The 16,976-nt window shown below is 66.1% G+C and carries 18 protein-coding genes and 1 tRNA gene; 10 read left to right on the top strand and 9 right to left on the bottom strand.

The window, feature by feature from the left end; genetic code table 11:
* Nucleotides 1-134: 134 nt before the first annotated feature.
* The 4 genes from purH to EDF56_RS17100 all read left to right on the top strand — a co-directional run bounded on the left by purH (nucleotide 135) and on the right by EDF56_RS17100 (nucleotide 2,826).
* Nucleotides 135-1,727: a bifunctional phosphoribosylaminoimidazolecarboxamide formyltransferase/IMP cyclohydrolase gene (gene purH / locus EDF56_RS17110; RefSeq protein ID WP_132389675.1), complete on the top strand. Its 1,593-nt coding sequence runs from the start codon at nucleotides 135-137 to the stop codon at nucleotides 1,725-1,727.
* A 22-nt stretch (nucleotides 1,728-1,749) separates the two neighbouring features.
* Complete coding sequence (locus EDF56_RS17105; protein WP_132389673.1) at nucleotides 1,750-1,959, top strand: hypothetical protein; 210 nt, start codon at nucleotides 1,750-1,752, stop codon at nucleotides 1,957-1,959.
* Between the two features lie 156 nt (nucleotides 1,960-2,115).
* Nucleotides 2,116-2,292: a hypothetical protein gene (locus tag EDF56_RS25990; protein ID WP_165912229.1), complete on the top strand. Its 177-nt coding sequence runs from the start codon at nucleotides 2,116-2,118 to the stop codon at nucleotides 2,290-2,292.
* A gap of 72 nt (nucleotides 2,293-2,364) precedes the next feature.
* The gene (locus EDF56_RS17100) at nucleotides 2,365-2,826 is read left to right on the top strand and encodes a transcriptional repressor (protein WP_132389671.1); all 462 of its coding nucleotides are present in this window, start codon (nucleotides 2,365-2,367) and stop codon (nucleotides 2,824-2,826) included.
* A 1-nt stretch (nucleotide 2,827) separates the two neighbouring features.
* Here the strand turns inward: EDF56_RS17100 and EDF56_RS17095 are convergent, their stop codons facing one another.
* Together EDF56_RS17095 and EDF56_RS17090 are read right to left on the bottom strand one after the other, a co-directional pair.
* Entirely contained in the window at nucleotides 2,828-3,391 is a 564-nt protein-coding gene (locus EDF56_RS17095) for a GNAT family N-acetyltransferase (protein ID WP_132389669.1), read from the bottom strand.
* A 36-nt stretch (nucleotides 3,392-3,427) separates the two neighbouring features.
* Nucleotides 3,428-3,823 carry a VOC family protein gene (locus EDF56_RS17090; RefSeq protein WP_132389667.1) on the bottom strand — a complete coding sequence of 132 codons (396 nt, stop codon included), beginning with the start codon at nucleotides 3,821-3,823 and terminating at the stop codon, nucleotides 3,428-3,430.
* Between the two features lie 97 nt (nucleotides 3,824-3,920).
* On the opposite strand from EDF56_RS17090, the gene dxs reads away from it, so the two are divergent.
* Genes dxs through EDF56_RS17075 form a run of 3 tightly spaced genes read left to right on the top strand, consistent with a single transcriptional unit; the run spans nucleotide 3,921 to nucleotide 7,953 of the window.
* Nucleotides 3,921-5,843 carry a 1-deoxy-D-xylulose-5-phosphate synthase gene (dxs, locus tag EDF56_RS17085; protein ID WP_132389665.1) on the top strand — a complete coding sequence of 641 codons (1,923 nt, stop codon included), beginning with the start codon at nucleotides 3,921-3,923 and terminating at the stop codon, nucleotides 5,841-5,843.
* A 2-nt stretch (nucleotides 5,844-5,845) separates the two neighbouring features.
* The gene (locus EDF56_RS17080) at nucleotides 5,846-7,162 is read left to right on the top strand and encodes an MFS transporter (protein ID WP_132389663.1); all 1,317 of its coding nucleotides are present in this window, start codon (nucleotides 5,846-5,848) and stop codon (nucleotides 7,160-7,162) included.
* A complete protein-coding gene (locus EDF56_RS17075) occupies nucleotides 7,159-7,953 on the top strand; it encodes an alpha/beta fold hydrolase (protein WP_165912232.1) in 795 nt (264 codons plus the stop codon). The genes EDF56_RS17080 and EDF56_RS17075 overlap by 4 nt, the downstream gene beginning before the upstream one ends.
* On the opposite strand, the gene EDF56_RS17070 is transcribed toward EDF56_RS17075, so the two are convergent.
* The 4 genes from EDF56_RS17070 to EDF56_RS17055 all read right to left on the bottom strand — a co-directional run bounded on the left by EDF56_RS17070 (nucleotide 7,950) and on the right by EDF56_RS17055 (nucleotide 12,299).
* A complete protein-coding gene (locus EDF56_RS17070; protein ID WP_243652663.1) occupies nucleotides 7,950-8,648 on the bottom strand; it encodes an AAA family ATPase in 699 nt (232 codons plus the stop codon). The two genes, EDF56_RS17075 and EDF56_RS17070, sit on opposite strands and share 4 nt — an antisense overlap.
* Nucleotides 8,645-9,601: a hypothetical protein gene (locus tag EDF56_RS17065; RefSeq protein ID WP_132389659.1), complete on the bottom strand. Its 957-nt coding sequence runs from the start codon at nucleotides 9,599-9,601 to the stop codon at nucleotides 8,645-8,647. The genes EDF56_RS17070 and EDF56_RS17065 overlap by 4 nt, the downstream gene beginning before the upstream one ends.
* A gap of 84 nt (nucleotides 9,602-9,685) precedes the next feature.
* A complete protein-coding gene (locus EDF56_RS17060; RefSeq protein ID WP_132389657.1) occupies nucleotides 9,686-10,903 on the bottom strand; it encodes a M20 family metallopeptidase in 1,218 nt (405 codons plus the stop codon).
* Nucleotides 10,904-10,922: 19 nt separating this feature from the next.
* Nucleotides 10,923-12,299 carry a lipopolysaccharide biosynthesis protein gene (locus tag EDF56_RS17055; protein WP_132389655.1) on the bottom strand — a complete coding sequence of 459 codons (1,377 nt, stop codon included), beginning with the start codon at nucleotides 12,297-12,299 and terminating at the stop codon, nucleotides 10,923-10,925.
* Between the two features lie 185 nt (nucleotides 12,300-12,484).
* On the opposite strand from EDF56_RS17055, the gene EDF56_RS17050 reads away from it, so the two are divergent.
* Nucleotides 12,485-13,243: a phosphocholine cytidylyltransferase family protein gene (locus EDF56_RS17050; protein WP_132389653.1), complete on the top strand. Its 759-nt coding sequence runs from the start codon at nucleotides 12,485-12,487 to the stop codon at nucleotides 13,241-13,243.
* 206 nt (nucleotides 13,244-13,449) lie between these two features.
* Nucleotides 13,450-13,722 (top strand): PilZ domain-containing protein, encoded by a 273-nt coding sequence (locus tag EDF56_RS17045; RefSeq protein ID WP_132389651.1) that lies wholly within the window; start codon nucleotides 13,450-13,452, stop codon nucleotides 13,720-13,722.
* 6 nt (nucleotides 13,723-13,728) lie between these two features.
* On the opposite strand, the gene hemN is transcribed toward EDF56_RS17045, so the two are convergent.
* Nucleotides 13,729-15,042 carry an oxygen-independent coproporphyrinogen III oxidase gene (gene hemN / locus EDF56_RS17040; RefSeq protein ID WP_132389649.1) on the bottom strand — a complete coding sequence of 438 codons (1,314 nt, stop codon included), beginning with the start codon at nucleotides 15,040-15,042 and terminating at the stop codon, nucleotides 13,729-13,731.
* Nucleotides 15,043-15,241: 199 nt separating this feature from the next.
* On the opposite strand from hemN, the gene EDF56_RS17035 reads away from it, so the two are divergent.
* Nucleotides 15,242-15,940: an OmpW family outer membrane protein gene (locus EDF56_RS17035; RefSeq protein ID WP_132389647.1), complete on the top strand. Its 699-nt coding sequence runs from the start codon at nucleotides 15,242-15,244 to the stop codon at nucleotides 15,938-15,940.
* A gap of 77 nt (nucleotides 15,941-16,017) precedes the next feature.
* Here EDF56_RS17035 and EDF56_RS17030 read toward each other — a convergent pair whose 3' ends face one another.
* Together EDF56_RS17030 and EDF56_RS17025 are read right to left on the bottom strand one after the other, a co-directional pair.
* A complete protein-coding gene (locus EDF56_RS17030; RefSeq protein ID WP_132389644.1) occupies nucleotides 16,018-16,719 on the bottom strand; it encodes a Crp/Fnr family transcriptional regulator in 702 nt (233 codons plus the stop codon).
* A gap of 163 nt (nucleotides 16,720-16,882) precedes the next feature.
* Nucleotides 16,883-16,959 (bottom strand) — tRNA-Met (locus tag EDF56_RS17025).
* Nucleotides 16,960-16,976: the final 17 nt, after the last annotated feature.

Raw genomic sequence — 16,976 nt, 5'->3', positions numbered from 1 at the left:
TGGGCTGAGGTACGCCACCGGTTGTGCCTTACCCGACTTGCAGCCTTGGCCTTGCCGACTTAGGGGGGCCGACTTAGGGGGCCGACGTAACACGGCGCAACTCCCTGCCCGATCCCATTTGCAAGAGGCCCCTCATGACCGACATCGTCCCGATCCGCCGCGCATTGCTTTCGGTTTCCGACAAGACCGGCCTTGCCGATCTGGGCAAGGCGCTGGCCGCGCGCGGTGTCGAGCTGGTCTCCACCGGCGGTACCGCCAAGGCGCTGCGCGATGCCGGTCTTGAGGTGAAGGACATTTCGGACCTCACCAATTTCCCCGAAATGATGGACGGCCGCGTCAAGACGCTGCACCCCAAGGTTCACGGCGGGTTGCTGGCCGTGCGCGACAATCCGGAACACGCCAAGGCCATGGCCGATCACGAGATCGGCGCGATCGACCTCGTCGTCGTCAATCTCTACCCCTTCGAAGCGACCGTCGCCAAGGGCGCCGACCGTGACGAGATCATCGAGAACATCGACATCGGCGGCCCGTCGATGGTGCGTTCGGCCGCGAAGAACCATGCCTTCGTTGCCATCGTCACCGATCCCAAGGACTATGCCGGCCTGCTGACCGAGCTGGAAACCACCGACGGCGGCACCACCCTGTCGTTCCGCAAGCTGCTGGCCGCGCGCGCCTATGCGCAGACCGCCGCTTACGATTCGATGATCTCGCAGTGGTTCGCCTTCGCCGATCAGGGCCTTGAGTTCCCCGAGATGCTCAGCGTCAACGGTCGCCTCGCCACCACGCTGCGCTATGGCGAGAACCCGCACCAGAAGGCCGCGCTCTATACGCCGGTCGGCCCGTTCACCAAGGGCCTGGCCCAGGGCGAGCAGGTGCAGGGCAAGGAACTGTCCTACAACAACTACAACGACGCTGACGCCGCCTTCGAACTCGCTGCCGAGTTCAAGGGGCAGGATCCGGCCGTGGTTATCGTCAAGCACGCCAACCCTTGCGGCGTGGCGCAGGGCTCCAGCCTGCTGGAAGCCTGGCAGGGCGCGCTGGCCTGTGACGACGTTTCGGCCTTCGGCGGCATCGTTGCCGTGAACACCACGCTCGACGGTCCGACCGCCGAAGCGATCTGCCAGATCTTCACCGAAGTCGTCGTCGCTCCCGACGCCGACGAGGAAGCCCGCGCCTTCTTCGCCAAGAAGAAGAACCTGCGCCTGCTGCTGACCGGCGGCCTGCCCGATCCGCGCCGCCCCGGCCTGACCGTGAAGCCGATCACGGGCGGCCTGCTCGTTCAGGGCCGCGATGCCGGCGCCATCGGTCTTGACGATCTCAAGGTCGTGACCAAGCGCGCGCCGACCGAGCAGGAACTGAAGGACTGCCTGTTCGCCTGGACCGTGGCCCGCCACGTCAAGTCCAACGCGATCGTCTATGCCAAGGACGGCGTCACCGCCGGTATCGGCGCCGGCCAGATGAACCGCCGCGATTCCTCGCGCATCGCCGCGATGAAGGCAGCGGAAGCGGCCGAGAAGTTCGGCTGGGCGCAGGCGCGCACAGTCGGCTCGGCGGTCGCGTCTGACGCGTTCTTCCCCTTCGCCGACGGTCTGCTGGCCGCCGCCGAGGCGGGCGCGACGGCGGTGATCCAGCCGGGCGGCTCGATCCGTGACGACGAAGTGATCGCCGCCGCCGACGAGGCCGGTCTGGCGATGGTCTTCACCGGCATGCGCCACTTCAAGCACTGAGGATACGGGGAGGAAGGCGCTTATGAGGGTAGACTGGCTCGGACCGCTGGTCGCCCTTGCCTTCCTTGTCGGCATGGCCGCATCGGCAGTGCTGGTGCGGCTGGGCCGGATCCGGCACCCCGGTACCATTGCCGGTGCGCTTGCCCTGCCCTTCGGCTGCGCCGTGGTTCCGCTGGCGCTGCTGGTGCTGGCATCGCTTGCCCATGGCGCACTGGGCTCGCTCTTCCCTTAGGCGAATCGGCCGCATTCGCCCATTTGCATGACGGTCGCGCGACTGTTCCCGCCATTCATCGCGCCATCTTAACCATTCATCGCATAACCGGCGCGGATTACCCCACGTTCACTGGACGGCAAGGCGAATCGGCTCAAGGGGGCCGCACGCAAATTCGTGAACCACTGGACAGCTGCACCGATCATGGGACTCTTCAAGGCCGACTTCTACCGCTTCTTCGCCCTCGGCTTCGGCGGCGGTGCATTGCTGGTGTTCGGCGTGATGGGCCTTGGCCATCACACGCTGTCCGAAAACATCGTGCCGCCCGCGCACGCTGCATCGGTCCAGCGCTGAGAGACCTTCGGGCCGAGCGTTCGGCCCGACCTTTGGATTGCGCCTGCGCCGCCAAGCCCCCATATGGGGAGCATGGCTAGTGCGCACCATCATCACGAACATTCCGGCAAAGGCTTGATCGAAGCCGCTCGCGCCGCGCTTCTCGAAGCGGGCGAACAGTGGACCGAAATGCGCGCGGACGTGTTCGGCGCGCTGGTCGAACGGGAACGCCCCGCCTCCGCCTATGACCTTGCCGAAAGCGTTTCGGCGCTGCGCGGCAAGCGGGTCGCACCGAACAGCGTCTATCGCATCCTCGACCTTTTCGTGCGCACCAACCTTGCCCGCCGCGTCGAAAGCGCGAACGCCTATCTGGCCAACAGCCACCCCGGCTGCCAGCACGACTGCATCTTCCTGATCTGCGACGTCTGCGGCCAGGCCGTGCACATCGATGACGACAAGCTGACCGGCGCGCTGGTCGCAGCCGCCCGGCAGGCCGGTTTCGCCGACGTCCGTCCGGTGGTGGAACTGCGCGGCACTTGCGCCGCCTGTAGCTGAGCTAAATAGCCTTGCGCATCCGGGCCAGCGGCACCGGAGCGCCGCCGGTGGAATCCTCGATCCGCTCGATCACTTCATAGCCCGCCACCCGGTAGAGCGGCTCGCCCGAGCGCGTGCCCATCAGTTCGCAGGTGGTGAATCCCTCGGCACGGGCGCGTTCCTCGCAGTGCGACAGCAGCGCCCGACCGACACCGCGCCGCGCGAAACCCGGATGCGTGTACATCGCCCGCACCCGCGCCGCCTCACTGGCGGGATCGAGCAGGCGCGGCTCACGCAGGCCGGCGCTGTGATCGCCGCCGTAGAGCGTCGCGCGCCGGCTCCAGCCGCCACATCCGGCGATCTCGCTATCGATTTCCGCCACGAAATAAGTCCCGTCTTCGACCAGCTGGCGGTCGAGCCCCATCACCGCGCGGCTTGATGCGATCTGCTCGGGATCGAGGAAACCCTGCTGCAATTCGCCGATGGCGGCGTCCATCACGGTGGAAAGCTGCGGAAGATCGTCAACGGTGGCGGGACGGATGGAAAGCGACAAGGATAGCTCCTCGGTTGGGGGGAGCCGGTTCATGTCACGATCGCGCCGGCCACACCAGCCCCGCCCAGCTCAAAACTGCGTGAGACTCAGCACGTTACCGTCGGGATCGGGAAACCAGCAGACGCGCGCGCCGCCCGGCGCCTGCCAGATACCGTCGGCATCCTGCCCCAAGCCTTCGTAGACATTGAAAGTCACGCCCTTGCCCCGAAGCGCGGCGACCGCGCCGCGCACATCGTCCACCGCCCAGCCGAGCACCGTGTGCGGCAGCGGCTGGTGGCCGGGAACGGCCGTCAGCCGCATGGTCGTGCCCCCTTCTCCCATCCGGAACGTCACGGCGAAATCGTCCTCCGCCAGCACCGGAAGCCCCAGCGTCTCGGCATAGAAAGCCCGCGCACGATCGCGGTCGGCGGTGGCCACGAAAGCGATGGGATTCGATCGGCTCAGCGGATTCGAAGGGAGATTCATCGGGACCTCCTGCGGGAATCTCTGTATCTTGGACTATTCGCGGCCTATGCGCAGCGGAAAATTCGACACCAGACCAACTCGTGTGTAAACCAAGACCATGACAGCCAATCCGGCAACTCCGCTTCTCGATACCGTCGATACGCCTGACGACCTGCGCAAGCTCAAGCCCGCGCAGCTGCGCCAGTTGGCCGACGAGCTTCGCGCCGAAATGATTTCCGCCGTCGGCCAGACGGGCGGACATCTCGGCTCCGGTCTGGGCGTGGTCGAACTGACCGTGGCCATCCACTACGTGTTCGACACGCCGGTGGACCGTCTGATCTGGGACGTGGGCCACCAGGCCTATCCGCACAAGATCCTGACCGGCCGCCGCGACCGCATCCGCACGCTGCGCCAGGGTGGCGGCCTTTCGGGCTTCACCAAGCGTTCGGAAAGCGAATACGATCCGTTCGGCACCGCGCACAGCTCCACCTCGATCTCGGCCGCGCTCGGCTTTGCCGTCGCCAACAAGATTCAGGGCAGGCCCGGCCGCGGCATCGCCGTGATCGGCGACGGTGCGATGAGCGCGGGCATGGCCTATGAGGCGATGAACAACGCCGAACAGGCCGGCAATCGTCTGGTCGTGATCCTGAACGACAACGACATGTCGATCGCGCCGCCGGTCGGCGGGCTCTCGGCCTATCTGGCGCGCCTCGTCTCCTCGGGCCGGTTCCTCGGCCTGCGCGAACTGGCGCGCAAGTTCGCCCGCCGCCTGCCGCGTCCGCTGCATCTGGCCGCGAAGAAGACCGACGAATTCGCCCGCGGCATGGCCATGGGCGGCACCCTGTTCGAGGAACTCGGCTTCTACTACGTCGGCCCGATCGACGGGCATGACCTCGACGCGCTGATTCCGGTTCTGGAAAACGTGCGCGACGCGGGCGAAGGCCCGATCCTCGTCCATGTCGTGACGCAGAAGGGCAAGGGCTACGCCCCGGCCGAGGAAGCAGCCGACAAGTACCACGGCGTGCAGAAGTTCAACGTCGTCACCGGCGAACAGGCCAAGTCGCCCGCCGGTCCGCCCAGCTATACCGGCATCTTCGCCAAGGCGCTGGTCGCCGAGGCCGAGCGCGACCCGACGATCTGCGCGATCACCGCCGCCATGCCCTCGGGCACCGGGCTCGACAAGTTCGTGCAGCAGTTCCCGGACCGCAGCTTCGATGTCGGCATTGCCGAACAGCACGCAGTGACGTTCGCCGCCGGGCTCGCCGCCGAAGGCATGCGCCCGTTCTGCGCGATCTATTCGACCTTCCTGCAACGCGCCTTCGATCAGGTCGTGCACGATGTCGCCATCCAGAACCTGCCGGTGCGCTTCGCGATCGACCGCGCAGGTCTGGTCGGTGCCGACGGCGCCACCCACGCAGGCTCGTTCGACATTACCTATCTGGCGACGCTGCCGAACATGGTGGTCATGGCCGCCGCCGACGAGGCGGAGCTGGTCCACATGACGCACACTGCCGCGCTCCACGATTCCGGCCCGATTGCCTTCCGCTATCCGCGCGGCAATGGCGAAGGCGTGGCGCTGCCCGACGTTCCGCAGCAGCTTGAAATCGGCAAGGGCCGGATCGTGCGCGAGGGGTCGAAGGTTGCCCTGCTCTCGCTCGGCACCCGCCTTGGCGAGGCGCTCAAGGCTGCCGACCTGCTGGAGGCCAAGGGGCTTTCCGCCACGGTTGCCGACCTTCGCTTTGCCAAGCCGCTCGACACCGAACTGATCCGCAAGCTGATGCTGAGCCACGAAGTGGTGGTGACGGTGGAGGAAGGCTCCATCGGCGGCCTCGGCGCGCATGTGCTGACCATGGCGAGCGACGAAGGGCTGACCGATGCGGGCCTGAAGATCCGCACCATGCGCCTGCCCGACATTTTCCAGGATCAGGACAAGCCCGAGGCGCAGTATGACGAGGCGGGCCTCAATGCCCCGCAGATCGTCGATACCGTGCTGAAGGCGCTGCGGCACAACAGTGCCGGCGTGAACGAAGCGCGCGCCTGACGGTGGATGCCGTCGCTGCGGACTCCCCGGTAAAGCCGGGCAGCATCAGCGACGCGGTGCGGTTGCGCGCGATCCTTGCCGGATCGGCGGGCAACCTCATCGAATGGTACGATTTTTACATCTACGCCTTCACCGCGCTCTACTTCTCGCCCGCCTTCTTCCCGAAGAGCGACCAGCTGGTGCAGTTGATGGCGACCAGCGCGATCTTCGCAGTGGGTTTCCTGCTCAGGCCCATCGGCGGCTGGTACTTCGGCCGCTATGCCGACCGCCATGGGCGGCAGAGCGCCATGGTGCTCTCGGTCATGATGATGGGCGGCGGCGCGCTGCTGATCGCGGTGCTGCCGACATTCGCGCAAGTGGGCATCATCGCGCCGCTGCTGCTGCTGATCGGCCGCATGGTGCAGGGTTTTTCCACCGGCGGGCAATACGGCACGGCCGCCACTTACCTCAGCGAGATCGCAGGACGGCGGCGGCGCGGCTTCTGGTCCTCGTTCCAATACGTCACCTTGGTCGGCGGGCAGCTCTGCGCGACGCTGGTGATCGTGCTGCTCCAGCAAGTGTTGACCGAGGCCGAATTTGCCGCATGGGGCTGGCGCGTGGGCTTCCTGATCGGCGCGGCGGGTGCGCTCGGCATCGTGTTGTTCCGCCATCACATGCACGAGACTTCCAGCGCCGAGGACCGCGCCGGTGAGGCGGCGGGCAGCCTTGCCGAACTGTTCCGCGTGGCGACACGCCCGTTCCTGATCGTCGTTGCCCTGACGGCGGGCGGCAGCCTCTCGTTCTACGCCTTCACGACCTATATGCAGAAGTACCTCGTGCTCACCGTCGGCCTGAGCAAGGAAACGGCGACCATGCTGATGCTGGGCGAACTGACGCTGTTCATGCTGCTCCAGCCGCTGATGGGGCTGCTGTCCGACCGGATCGGGCGGCGCAACAACATCATCCTGTTCGCCGCGCTGGCGACGGTGTTCACCGTGCCGATCTTCACCGCGCTGGCCGGAGCCAAGGCCATCGGCCCCGCTTTCGCGCTGGTGCTGGCGGGGCTGGTCATCAACAGCCTCTACACCTCGATCAGCGGCCTGTTCAAAGCCGAGATGTTCCCGACGCATGTGCGCGCGCTGGGCGTTGGCCTTGCCTATGGCGTCGGCAATGCGCTGTTCGGCGGGACCGCCGAAAACGTCGCGCTAGCATTCAAGGCGGCCGGGCACGAGAGCGGGTTTTACTGGTATGTCTCGGCGCTCTGCGCGGTCTCGCTGGTGGCGGCCTTGCTGCTCAAGGACACCCGGCGCGACAACGTGCTCGACCGGTTGGCCGTGTGAGACGGCTGCTGCTGACGGCGATCGTCGCCATCGGCGGCTTCTATCTCGCCGCCGTGCTGCTGCTGTTTCTGACCCAGCGCTCCATCGTCTATCCAGCCCATCCCCACCCCGCGCCTACCCCCTCCGGTTTCGAGCGGGTCACGCTCCACACCGATGACGGACTGGCGCTCACGGCGGCATGGCGCCCGGCGGCGCCCGGCAAGCGCACCGTGCTGTTCTTTCACGGCAATGGCGACAATCTGCCCGGCGCGGCCAAGGCCACGCAGCGGCTGGCCGACGCCGGATATGGCGTGCTGCTCGCCGATTATCGCGGCTATTCCGGCAACCCCGGCAAACCGACCGAGACCGGCCTGATCCGCGACGGAGAGGCAGCGCGCGCGTTTCTGGAAACGAAAGGCGTGACGGCCCCGAGCCTGATCCTGATGGGCGCGTCACTGGGCACCGGCGTCGCCACGAGGCTGGCGCACGACCATGCGCCCGCGGCACTGGTTCTCGTCTCGCCCTTCACCAGCTTGCCCGATGTGGCCGCCAGGATGTTCCGATGGCTTCCTGTGCGCATGCTGCTGCTCGACCGCTTCGAGAGTCTGACAGTCATGCCGGGCGTTGCGGCGCCGGTCCTCGTGCTACATGCCCGCGACGACCGGTTGATCCCTTTCGCGCAGGGCGAGGCTCTGGCGAAAGCGGCGCGCGATGGCCACTTCGTGGCCTTCGACCGTTTCGGCCACCAACTCCAGTTCGCGCCCGAGGCGCAGGATGCCATCGTCGCCTGGCTCAAAGAGCGGGGCTTCTAGGCGGCGCGTTGAGCTTCCCGGCGGCGCAATTCCTCGAACGCGGTGCCCGGCCCTTCGGCCAGTCGCGCCTCGATCGCGGCGCAGACCTCTTCCGGGGACTGGACCGAAGTGTCGATGACCAGATCGGACACCGTGTTCCGGTAGACTTCCTCGAAGAACCACGGGCGCAGGCGCGAGAGGCGGTCGACGATCTTGTTCACCGCATCCTCGCCCAGCAGATCGGTGGGCATACGCTTGGTCATGGCCCGCTCGGCCACGCGGCGTTCGAGCACTTCGAACGGGGGCTTCAGAGTCACCAGCAGCACCGGCAGTCCCTCGGTCCGGCGGACAAGGTCTTGCAGGACCGGCGGATCGCTCATCAGCAAGTGGTCGAAGATCACGTTGACGCCCTGCCGCGAAGTCGCCGCCATCCATTCATGCATTGCGGAAAAGGCGGCCATCGCCTGCGGGGCGAAGCGCCAGCGCAGCGGGCCCTGCGGATCGGCGGGATCGATCGGCACCGCCTCGATTCCTTCGGCCGCGCGTGGTCCGTGGTGGCCAAACTGCGCGGGCAGGGTCTGGGCCATGAAATGATCGATTCCGTAGAGCAGCCAGTAGTCCTGCCGGCGCTTCTGGAATAGCTCGCAGGCGGTCGACTTGCCCGACCCCGAAGTGCCGTTGACGACGATGATCTGGCCCGGGGTGATAGCGCTCATGCCGGATCTCCCGGTGCGATTTCACCGCGCGCGATGGCGCGGAAGCGGGCGGCGGGGCAGAACTCCTGATTGTCTCCCCAAAGTTCCACGCCGTCCCAGTCCCAGCGGGTCAGCGACCAGACGACGGTGTGGTCGGTATAGCCGGTGAAGATCAGGCCCGGGTCGATCTCGGCATGGGCGCGCAGGGTGCGGCCGAGCCCGTCGGTCGCCTCGAACAGCGCGCGCGCGGGGCCGTGTTCGCCCCATTCGAGCACCTCGCGGCGCCCCGAGACAAGGCTGGAGAGCCGGCCGTCCTTCCAGATGAACCCGCCGATGGAGCGGCCCTCGGTCCCCTCCCCCATGGCGATGGCGTGGAAGGCGCGGTCCTCGGCAATACCCCAGAAATAGCCGCCGCAGGCCAGCGATTCGTAGTCGCGCTTTCCGTAAGAGCAATCGCGCATGGAGAGGCAATCGACCGCGAATTCCTCGGCGCCGCAGCGCAGGGTCCCGGTCATCCGGCCCGGCTGTTCGATATGGAATCCGGCCGTCGCGCTCTGGCCCGCATCGCCCGTTTTCAGCTGGTGGACGGGGCCGATCGCGGTCCAGGTGAGGTCGAGGAACAGCCCGTCCTTGTCATAGTCGAGCTTGTACTTCGCCAGCGGCTCGATCATCCGGCAGGACAGCGAATTGCGCGCCGTCATGTCGAACTTGGCGGCTTCCGAAGGCGCGGCCTGCAAGTGCGCCCAATCGTAGTGGAGGCAGTTCCACTGGAACCGTCCGCTCGGATCCCACAGCACCGGGCCGCCGTTGAGCATGCCCATGTTCGGCCGGAAATAGTACTGGATGAGGCCGTGGATGTGCCGGGACGGCACCGAGAGCGAGAACCACACGCTCTCGTTCCAGTAGGGGTTGCCGTCGCGCTGTGCGGCGAAGAAATCGGCGAATGCCAGATCGGTTTCCAGGTCCATGATCATGGTGGCTCTCCTTGCCGCCTAGGCAGCAAGGAGCCGGTGTCATGGCAATGACCGCAGCGGCAATGCCGCCTGCCCGAAGGCCTTTTAGCTGAAGCCGCGCGCCAACCAGCCCTGCGCAAGGCCGGCCAGGAAGGCCGATCCGCGCGGCAGCACCGATTCGTCGACCATCATCCGCGTCGAGTGGATGCCGCAGCAATGGGCCCAGTCCGCCCCCTCCGGCGCCACGCCGAGGAAGAACATCGCGCCGGGCACTTTCTCCAGCACATAGGCGAAGTCTTCCGCGCCCATGATCGGGTCCGGCAGGCGGCGGAAGGCCTCCTGTCCGAACAGGTCCCGAGCCACGCCTTCCCCGAAAGCAACCGCGCGCGGATCGCAGACGGTTACCGGGAAGCCTTCGAGGATCGTCACTTCGCCGGTCAACCCGTGGGCCCCGGCGATTCCGGCGACCATCCTCGGCAGTTCGTCCTTCAGGCGCGCGCGGTTCTCGGCCGAAAGCGTGCGCATCGTGCCGGTCAGCTTTGCCGCATCGGGAATCACATTGTGGGCGCTGCCCGCCTCGACCTTGGCGATGGTGACGACCACCGGATCGAACACGCTGAAGCGCCGCGCGACCATGGTCTGGATGGCCATGACGATCTCGCAGGCGACCGGCACCGGATCGACCGTGTCATGCGGCATCGAGGCATGACCGCCGCGCCCGGTGACCGTGATGCGCAGTTCGTCCGCCGCCGCCATCAGCGGCCCGGCGCGCCCGCCGATGACGCCGTGCGGGGCATTGGGCATGATGTGGAGCGCGAACGCGGCATCGGGCAGCGGCCGGTCGAAGCCTTCGCCCCCCAGCAGTCCGTCATCGAGCATGAAGCGGGCGCCGTGATGGCCCTCCTCGCCCGGTTGGAACATGAAGCGCACTTCGCCCTTCAACTTGTCCGCCTGACCCGCCAGAATCTCCGCCGCGCCCGCCAGCATGGCGACATGGGTGTCGTGCCCGCAGGCATGCATGACGCCGGGAATGGTCGAGGCGAAATCCAGCCCGGTCTCCTCGGGCATCGGCAGGGCATCGGTATCGCCGCGCAGCAATACGCAGCCACCGTCCCCGGCGCCGCCTTTCAAGGTCGCCATCAGCCCGGTGGTCGACGGCCCTTCGCGCCATTCCAGCGGCAGGTGGGCCAGCGCGGCGCGGATCTTGTCGCGCGTTTTCGGATTGTGCAGGCCGATCTCGGGCTCGGCGTGGACCGCGCGTCGCAAGGCGACAATGCGGTCGGAAAGGCGGGCGGCTTCGCGGGTCAGCAGGTCTTTGGACATGCCCCCATGATACCGACCGTCACTCGACTGTCGAGCCGGGTTCGTCCGGTTCCGGCTCGGCGTCGATCACGCGGATCGCATCGCTTTCGATCAGCGAGAGCGTGCGCCAGGCCATCGCTCCCATCGCCAGATAGGACACGGCGCCGGCCAGCGCGACCGCCCAGGCTGCGCCGCTGGGGCCCATCGGGATGAAATAGAACATGCCCACGGCCAGCGCGACCACCGAGATCAGGCGCGCCACCAGCGAATGCTGCGCGCGCCCGGTCGAGTGGAGCACTGGCTCGAACGCGACACTGGCAAGGTCGAAGCAGGCCGCGACCGTGAGCGGCACGAGAATCGCCTCGCCGCTCTCGAACGCGTCGCCGCCGATCAGGGCCAGCAGTTCCTTACCCAGCAGGATCGCCACGGTAACCACGACGATGCCGCCAATCCCGGCAATCTTGCTGGTCTGGAACGCCAGCTTGCGGAACTCCGCCGCTTGCGAGGTCACGCGCACGCGCGCCACTTCGGCATAGACCGAGCGCGTCAGCAGCGAGGACAGCTTGGTGAGCGCCTGCGAAAGCTGCGAGGCAAGGCGGTAGAGACCCGCCGCCTTGGTGCCGACCCAGGCGCCGACCACCAGCAGCGGGCCGTTCTTCACCGCGGCATCGAGCGTGGAGCCCACGTAGGTCACCATGAAGAAGCGCGTGACGCCGGGATTCTCGGCAATGGCCTGACGCCATTCGAAGAAGTGCTTCAAGCGCACCGCCGTTGGCGCAAGCCGGCGCGCCATGATCCAGTAGAGCGTCGCTTCGATGATATCGATGGCGGCCCAGGCGAACAGGAAGCGGCCCACCGAAGGCCCCGTCAGCCAGATCGCCACCGCCGCGACAAGGCGGCCAATGGGCACCACGGCCTCGACATAGACCGCCATGTCGAACCGGTGCAGTGCGCGCACAATGCCGGTGGGCGCCGAAACCAGCGCCCAGAGCGAGGCGCAGCAAAACCAGAACGCCACGTTCATGTACTGCGGATTGAGTTCCAGCTTATGGGCGAAACCGTAGATCAGGACGGCGGCGATGCCGCAGCCCATGATCGCGCCCACCGCGTCCAGCACGCCGCAGAGCATGCCGAGGCGGCCGAACTTGCTCCAGTCCTTGTTGTGCACGTGTTCGCTGCCATAGCGCACGACCACACGCCAGGTCTGGAACCCGGCGATGGCGACAAGCGCCTGCGCCGTGCCGAAAATCAGCGAAAAGTGCCCGAAATCCTTGAGCCCCAGCGTGCGCGTGAGGATCGCGAGGTAGCCGATCCCGCAAACCGCGCCCACGCCCTTGCCGCCCAGCAGCCAGGCGGTGTTCTGGAGAATCCGGCCCAGCGGAGACTGGCTCTCTTGACGGTAGCGTTTGGGGGACATCAAATCTGCATGTGAACGAGGGGAGCACGAGTTGCAAGCCAGTCGCGAAATCGCGATTGCCGCAGCGTGAACGGCGCCGCATTTGCAGGCTCCATTGCGGCCTCCTTATCGCGCCGCACCTTTTCCTTTTACGCCGCAATCCCTAGATGCGAACCATCCCCCCCGCGAACATGAATGTGAAACCCATGATCGAACACGCCATTCTTCTCAGTGCCGGCCAGGGCTCACGCCTCCTTCCTCTCACGGCCGAGCGTCCCAAGTGCATGATCGACTTTTCCGGCCGGTCGCTGATCGAATGGCAAATCGAGATGCTGGCGCGCGGCGGCGTCAAACGGATCGACGTGGTCACCGGTTTCATGACCGACATGCTGGAAGAGCACCTTCAGTCGATCAAGGATCCCCGCGTCGACGTGACGGTGCGCTTCAACCCGTTCTTCAAGGTGGCGGACAATCTGGGCTCGTGCTGGATCGTGCGGGAAACGATGCGCGACGACTTCCTGATCCTCAACGGCGACACGTTGGTTTCGGAGGAGATCGTCCACAAGGTGCAGCAGGGCGCGACCGACAAGGACGGCAATCTCTGGCCGATCACCGTCACCGTCGACGTCAAGCAGGACGGCTATGACAGCGACGACATGAAAGTGGAGCGCACGGCCGACGGGCGCCTCGTCCACATCGGCAAGACGCTGACCGCGGCCCAGTCGAACGCCGAATCGATCGGCTTCCTCGCCTTCCGGGGCGAAGGCGCCGACTTGTTCCGCGAGACCGTGCGGCAGGCCATGCGCACGCCCGAAGGCGTGCAGCACTGGTACCTCAAGGTGATCGATTCGATCGCGCCCACCGGCAAAGTCGGCACCAATTCGATCGAAGGCCTGAACTGGGCCGAAGTCGACTTCCTCAACGACATCGAAATCGCCACCAAGCTGACCGATACCTGGGGCTGAGCACGGGTTTCGCCGGTCTAAAAAGGGCGGTCCCGAGGGGCCGCCCTTTGAGTTGGGGGAGAAGCGGTTTCACCGACCGCGAGTGGAGCGGCGATGAGAGACCGGCGGACATGTCTTCGCAGAGAGGGGTGCTGTTGCCATTGATCCGGCTCAAAACCGGATAGCCGCGATTAACTTTTCCCGATTGCGGCCGTTCTCCCGCCGATATGGACGCGCACCGCTTCAAGCCCACGCCTACCCCCCGCGAACGCCGCCGTGCGCACCTGGCCCATTTCGTGCTCACCGATGCGGCGGGCAGATCGATCGAGATCATGATCCGCGACATATCCTCGCACGGCCTCAGCGCCGCCGCCGTGGGTGAGCCGCCGGCGCTTAACGAAGCGGTGCGGGCAAGGCTGGACGATGGGCGCGAAGTCTGGGGACTCGTGCGCTGGACCGAGGGGAAACTGTTCGGGGTGGAGTTCGAGGCAGGAGGGTGAAAAGCGTCACACCGCCGAACTGAACCGCCGCAGAGAATCCTTGCGATAGGGATCGAAGCGCGCGGCAATCGAACGGGCATAGGGCAGACCGCCCGGCGCGATGACGAGATACTCGCCGTCCGCCTCGCACAGTCCGGCGGCGAAGTAGGGCTGGAGCAAGGGCCAACCCTCCTCCCGCAAGTCCGCGTCGATCGCGGCGCGGCTCCGGCACAACAGGTCCTCGATCACTTTTCCGCGCCTGCGATCGTCGGCCGAGCGCACGATGCCGCGCCCGGCGGCGAGTTGCTCCTGCGCCAGTATCGCGCGGTAACGCCCGGTGTTCTTCTCGTTCTGCACGAGCAGCGAGGGAAAACGGCAGATCGCCGAAGCACCCAGCCCGATCAGAACCGGCGCGTGGTCCTCGGTGAAGCCCTGAAAATTGCGACGCAGCCGCCCGGTCTCTACCGCCTGCGCCAGACTGTCCTCCGGTCTGGCGAAGTGGTCGAACCCGATCGGCGCATAGCCTTCGGCCACAAGGAACGCGTGACCGAAAGCCGCCATGGCAAAGCGCGCCTCGGCATCGGGCAGCGCGGCGGCGTCGATTTTCCGCTGCCGCGCGATGAGGTGCGGTACGTGGGCATAACCGAACAGCGCGATGCGATCGGCCCCAAGTGCGACCGTCCGTGCCAGCGAATCGCGCAAGTCATCCAGCGTCTGTCCGGGCAGGCCGTACATGAGGTCGAAGTTGAGCGAGGTCACGCCCGCGCGGCGCAGCCTTTCGGTGGTCTCTGCAATCATCCGCGTCGGCTGGACGCGGCCGATGGCCTTCTGCAACGCGGGCGAGAACGTCTGCACGCCAAGGCTGGCGCGGCTTATGCCGACCGAGGCAATCACAGCGGCCCAGTCTGCTCTGAACGTCCGCGGATCGAGTTCGATCGACATGATCGGGCTGGACGCGGCGAAATGCAGTGTCAGCCTGTCGACAAGCCGCACGAAGTCGACCGGTGAAATGCCGTTCGGGCTGCCACCGCCGAAAGCAATCCGCGCGATCCGCGCGGTCGAGGGCACGCGCTCGGCAACCAGCACGATCTCGCGGCAGATTGCGTCGAGATAGCCCGCCACGCGATCGGTGCGGTTGGCGACGCTGGTGTTGCAGCCGCAGTACCAGCAGATCTTCTCGCAAAAGGGGATGTGGACATAGAGCGAAACCTCGCCCCGCGTTTCCTCCAGCGCGGTGACGAAGTCGGGTGCGCCCACGTCTTCGCCGAACTCCGCCGCAGTGGGGAAGCTGGTGTAGCGCGGCACGGGGACCGCCAGAAGCTTGGGATGATAGGTCCACATCGGCCAGAGAATCGTCCGAGATGGGCCGCGCGTCATTGCGCTCGATCAAGCGCGTTCGCGAGCCTCCACCATCCGATTTTCCGCGAAATTGCGCCGCATCAATTCAACCGCGCGCCAGATGATCCACAGGCGAGGCCGTCGCCGCTCAAGAGGGGGGATCGCACCGTGCGGCCCCGGCGGCGACGGAAAGACACAAGACATGCGCAGACTGACCCTGCTTGCGGCGCTCGCGGCCGCCACTGCAATCGCCACGCCGGCACTGGCCGGCAGCCCCGACGGCGCGTGGCAGGTCAAGGTGCTCGGCACCGCCGTCCTTCCCGACGGCAAGATCGATAAGATCACCGCGATCGACACGGGCACGACCCTCGGCGGCACGCTGGCGGCGCTCGATACCGTGGGCACCAAGGCCAATGACAATGTGGTGCCGACCGTCGCGGTGGAATACTTCTTCAACAAGACCTTCTCGGTCGAGACGATCTGCTGCCTCACCCAGCACCACGTCAGCGGAACGGGCGATATCGCCGGTGCCGGCCTTGTCGATCACGTGTTGATCCTGCCCGCCACGGTCACGCTGAAAGCCCACCTCGATACGGGCACGCCGATCAAGCCTTACTTCGGCGCCGGCCCCTCGATCTTCTTCGTGATCGACGAAAAGCCGGGTGACACCGCCAAGGCACTCGGCGTCGACAAAGTCAGGATGTCGAATGCCTTGGGCTTCGCCCTGCAGGGCGGCCTGGACATCGCGCTGAACGATCGAGGGCTGGGCCTTTCGCTGGATGCCAAGAAGTACTGGGTCCGGCCGACCGCCTCGTTCTACGAAGACGGCACCCTTGCGCTCAAGACCCGGCACGATCTCGATCCCTGGGTGCTGAGCGCTGGCGTCGCTTATCGCTTCTGAAGCGGTACATCCGCCTCAAACGCAAAAAGGGGGAGCCCATCGGCTCCCCCTTTTCGTGTTCACAGCATCAACGCAGGTCAACCGGCCTCCGCCGTCAACGCCGCAAAATCAAGTATCGTTACATCGCGGCGTGAGGGCAGATCGATCACGCCATCCTGCTTGAGGCGGGTGAACTGGCGGCTCACCGTCTCGATCGTCAGACCGAGCACATCGGCAATCTGTTGGCGCGAGAAAGGCAGAGTCAGGCGGCGCTGGTTCGGCTTATCGAAATCGACTGCGCAGCCTTGCCCTTCAAGCCGCTCCGCCATTTCGAGCAGGAAGCTCGCCAATCGCTCCGAAGCCGACTTGCGGCCGAGCAACAGCATCCAGCGCCGCGTGCGATCCAGCTCACCCAGCGTGCGCTCCAGCAGCTTGTGTTCAAGCGCCGGGTGTTCGCGCGCGAAGGCGTCGAAGTCGCGTCGCGAAAAGACGCAGACCTTGGCCTCGGTCAGCGCGGTCACGCCGTGGCCGGTGGTGCCGCCGAACGGACGGCCTATGAAGTCGGAGGGATAGACGACGCCAACGATCTGCTCGCGCCCATCCTCGGTATTGGTGGAAAGCTTGAGCACACCCTCGATGACATTGGCGACAAGGACCGAATCCTCGCCCTCCCAGATCAGCGATTCACCTGGCACGATGCTCCGCGTCCGCCCGATCGCATTCAGCGCTTCGAGTTCCTTCGCGTCGAGCGCCGCGCAAATGGCGTGGTTCCGGATGACGCAAAGGTCGCAATTGGACATGATTGGGGGCACCTGCGACCTGCTCTGCATGGGAGCCCCGCCGATACCGCAAAGCAGCCAAACTGGAAAGGCCAGCATCCGAGATACGGCAGCGTGCACCGCGCGGACCTGGGAGATCCGCTGTGTCACAGCTTAGGAGTGGATGGGTTTTTTTTTTGAGACATGGTTGCGGGGGCAGGATTTGAACCTGCGACCTTCAGGTTATGAGCCTGACGAGCTACCGGGCTGCTCCACCCCGCGTCACCGTGTGTTGCGTC

This window comes from Novosphingobium sp. PhB165, from assembly GCF_004341845.1.
Classification (GTDB): domain Bacteria; phylum Pseudomonadota; class Alphaproteobacteria; order Sphingomonadales; family Sphingomonadaceae; genus Novosphingobium.
This window is presented reverse-complemented; position numbering and strand designations above follow the sequence as displayed.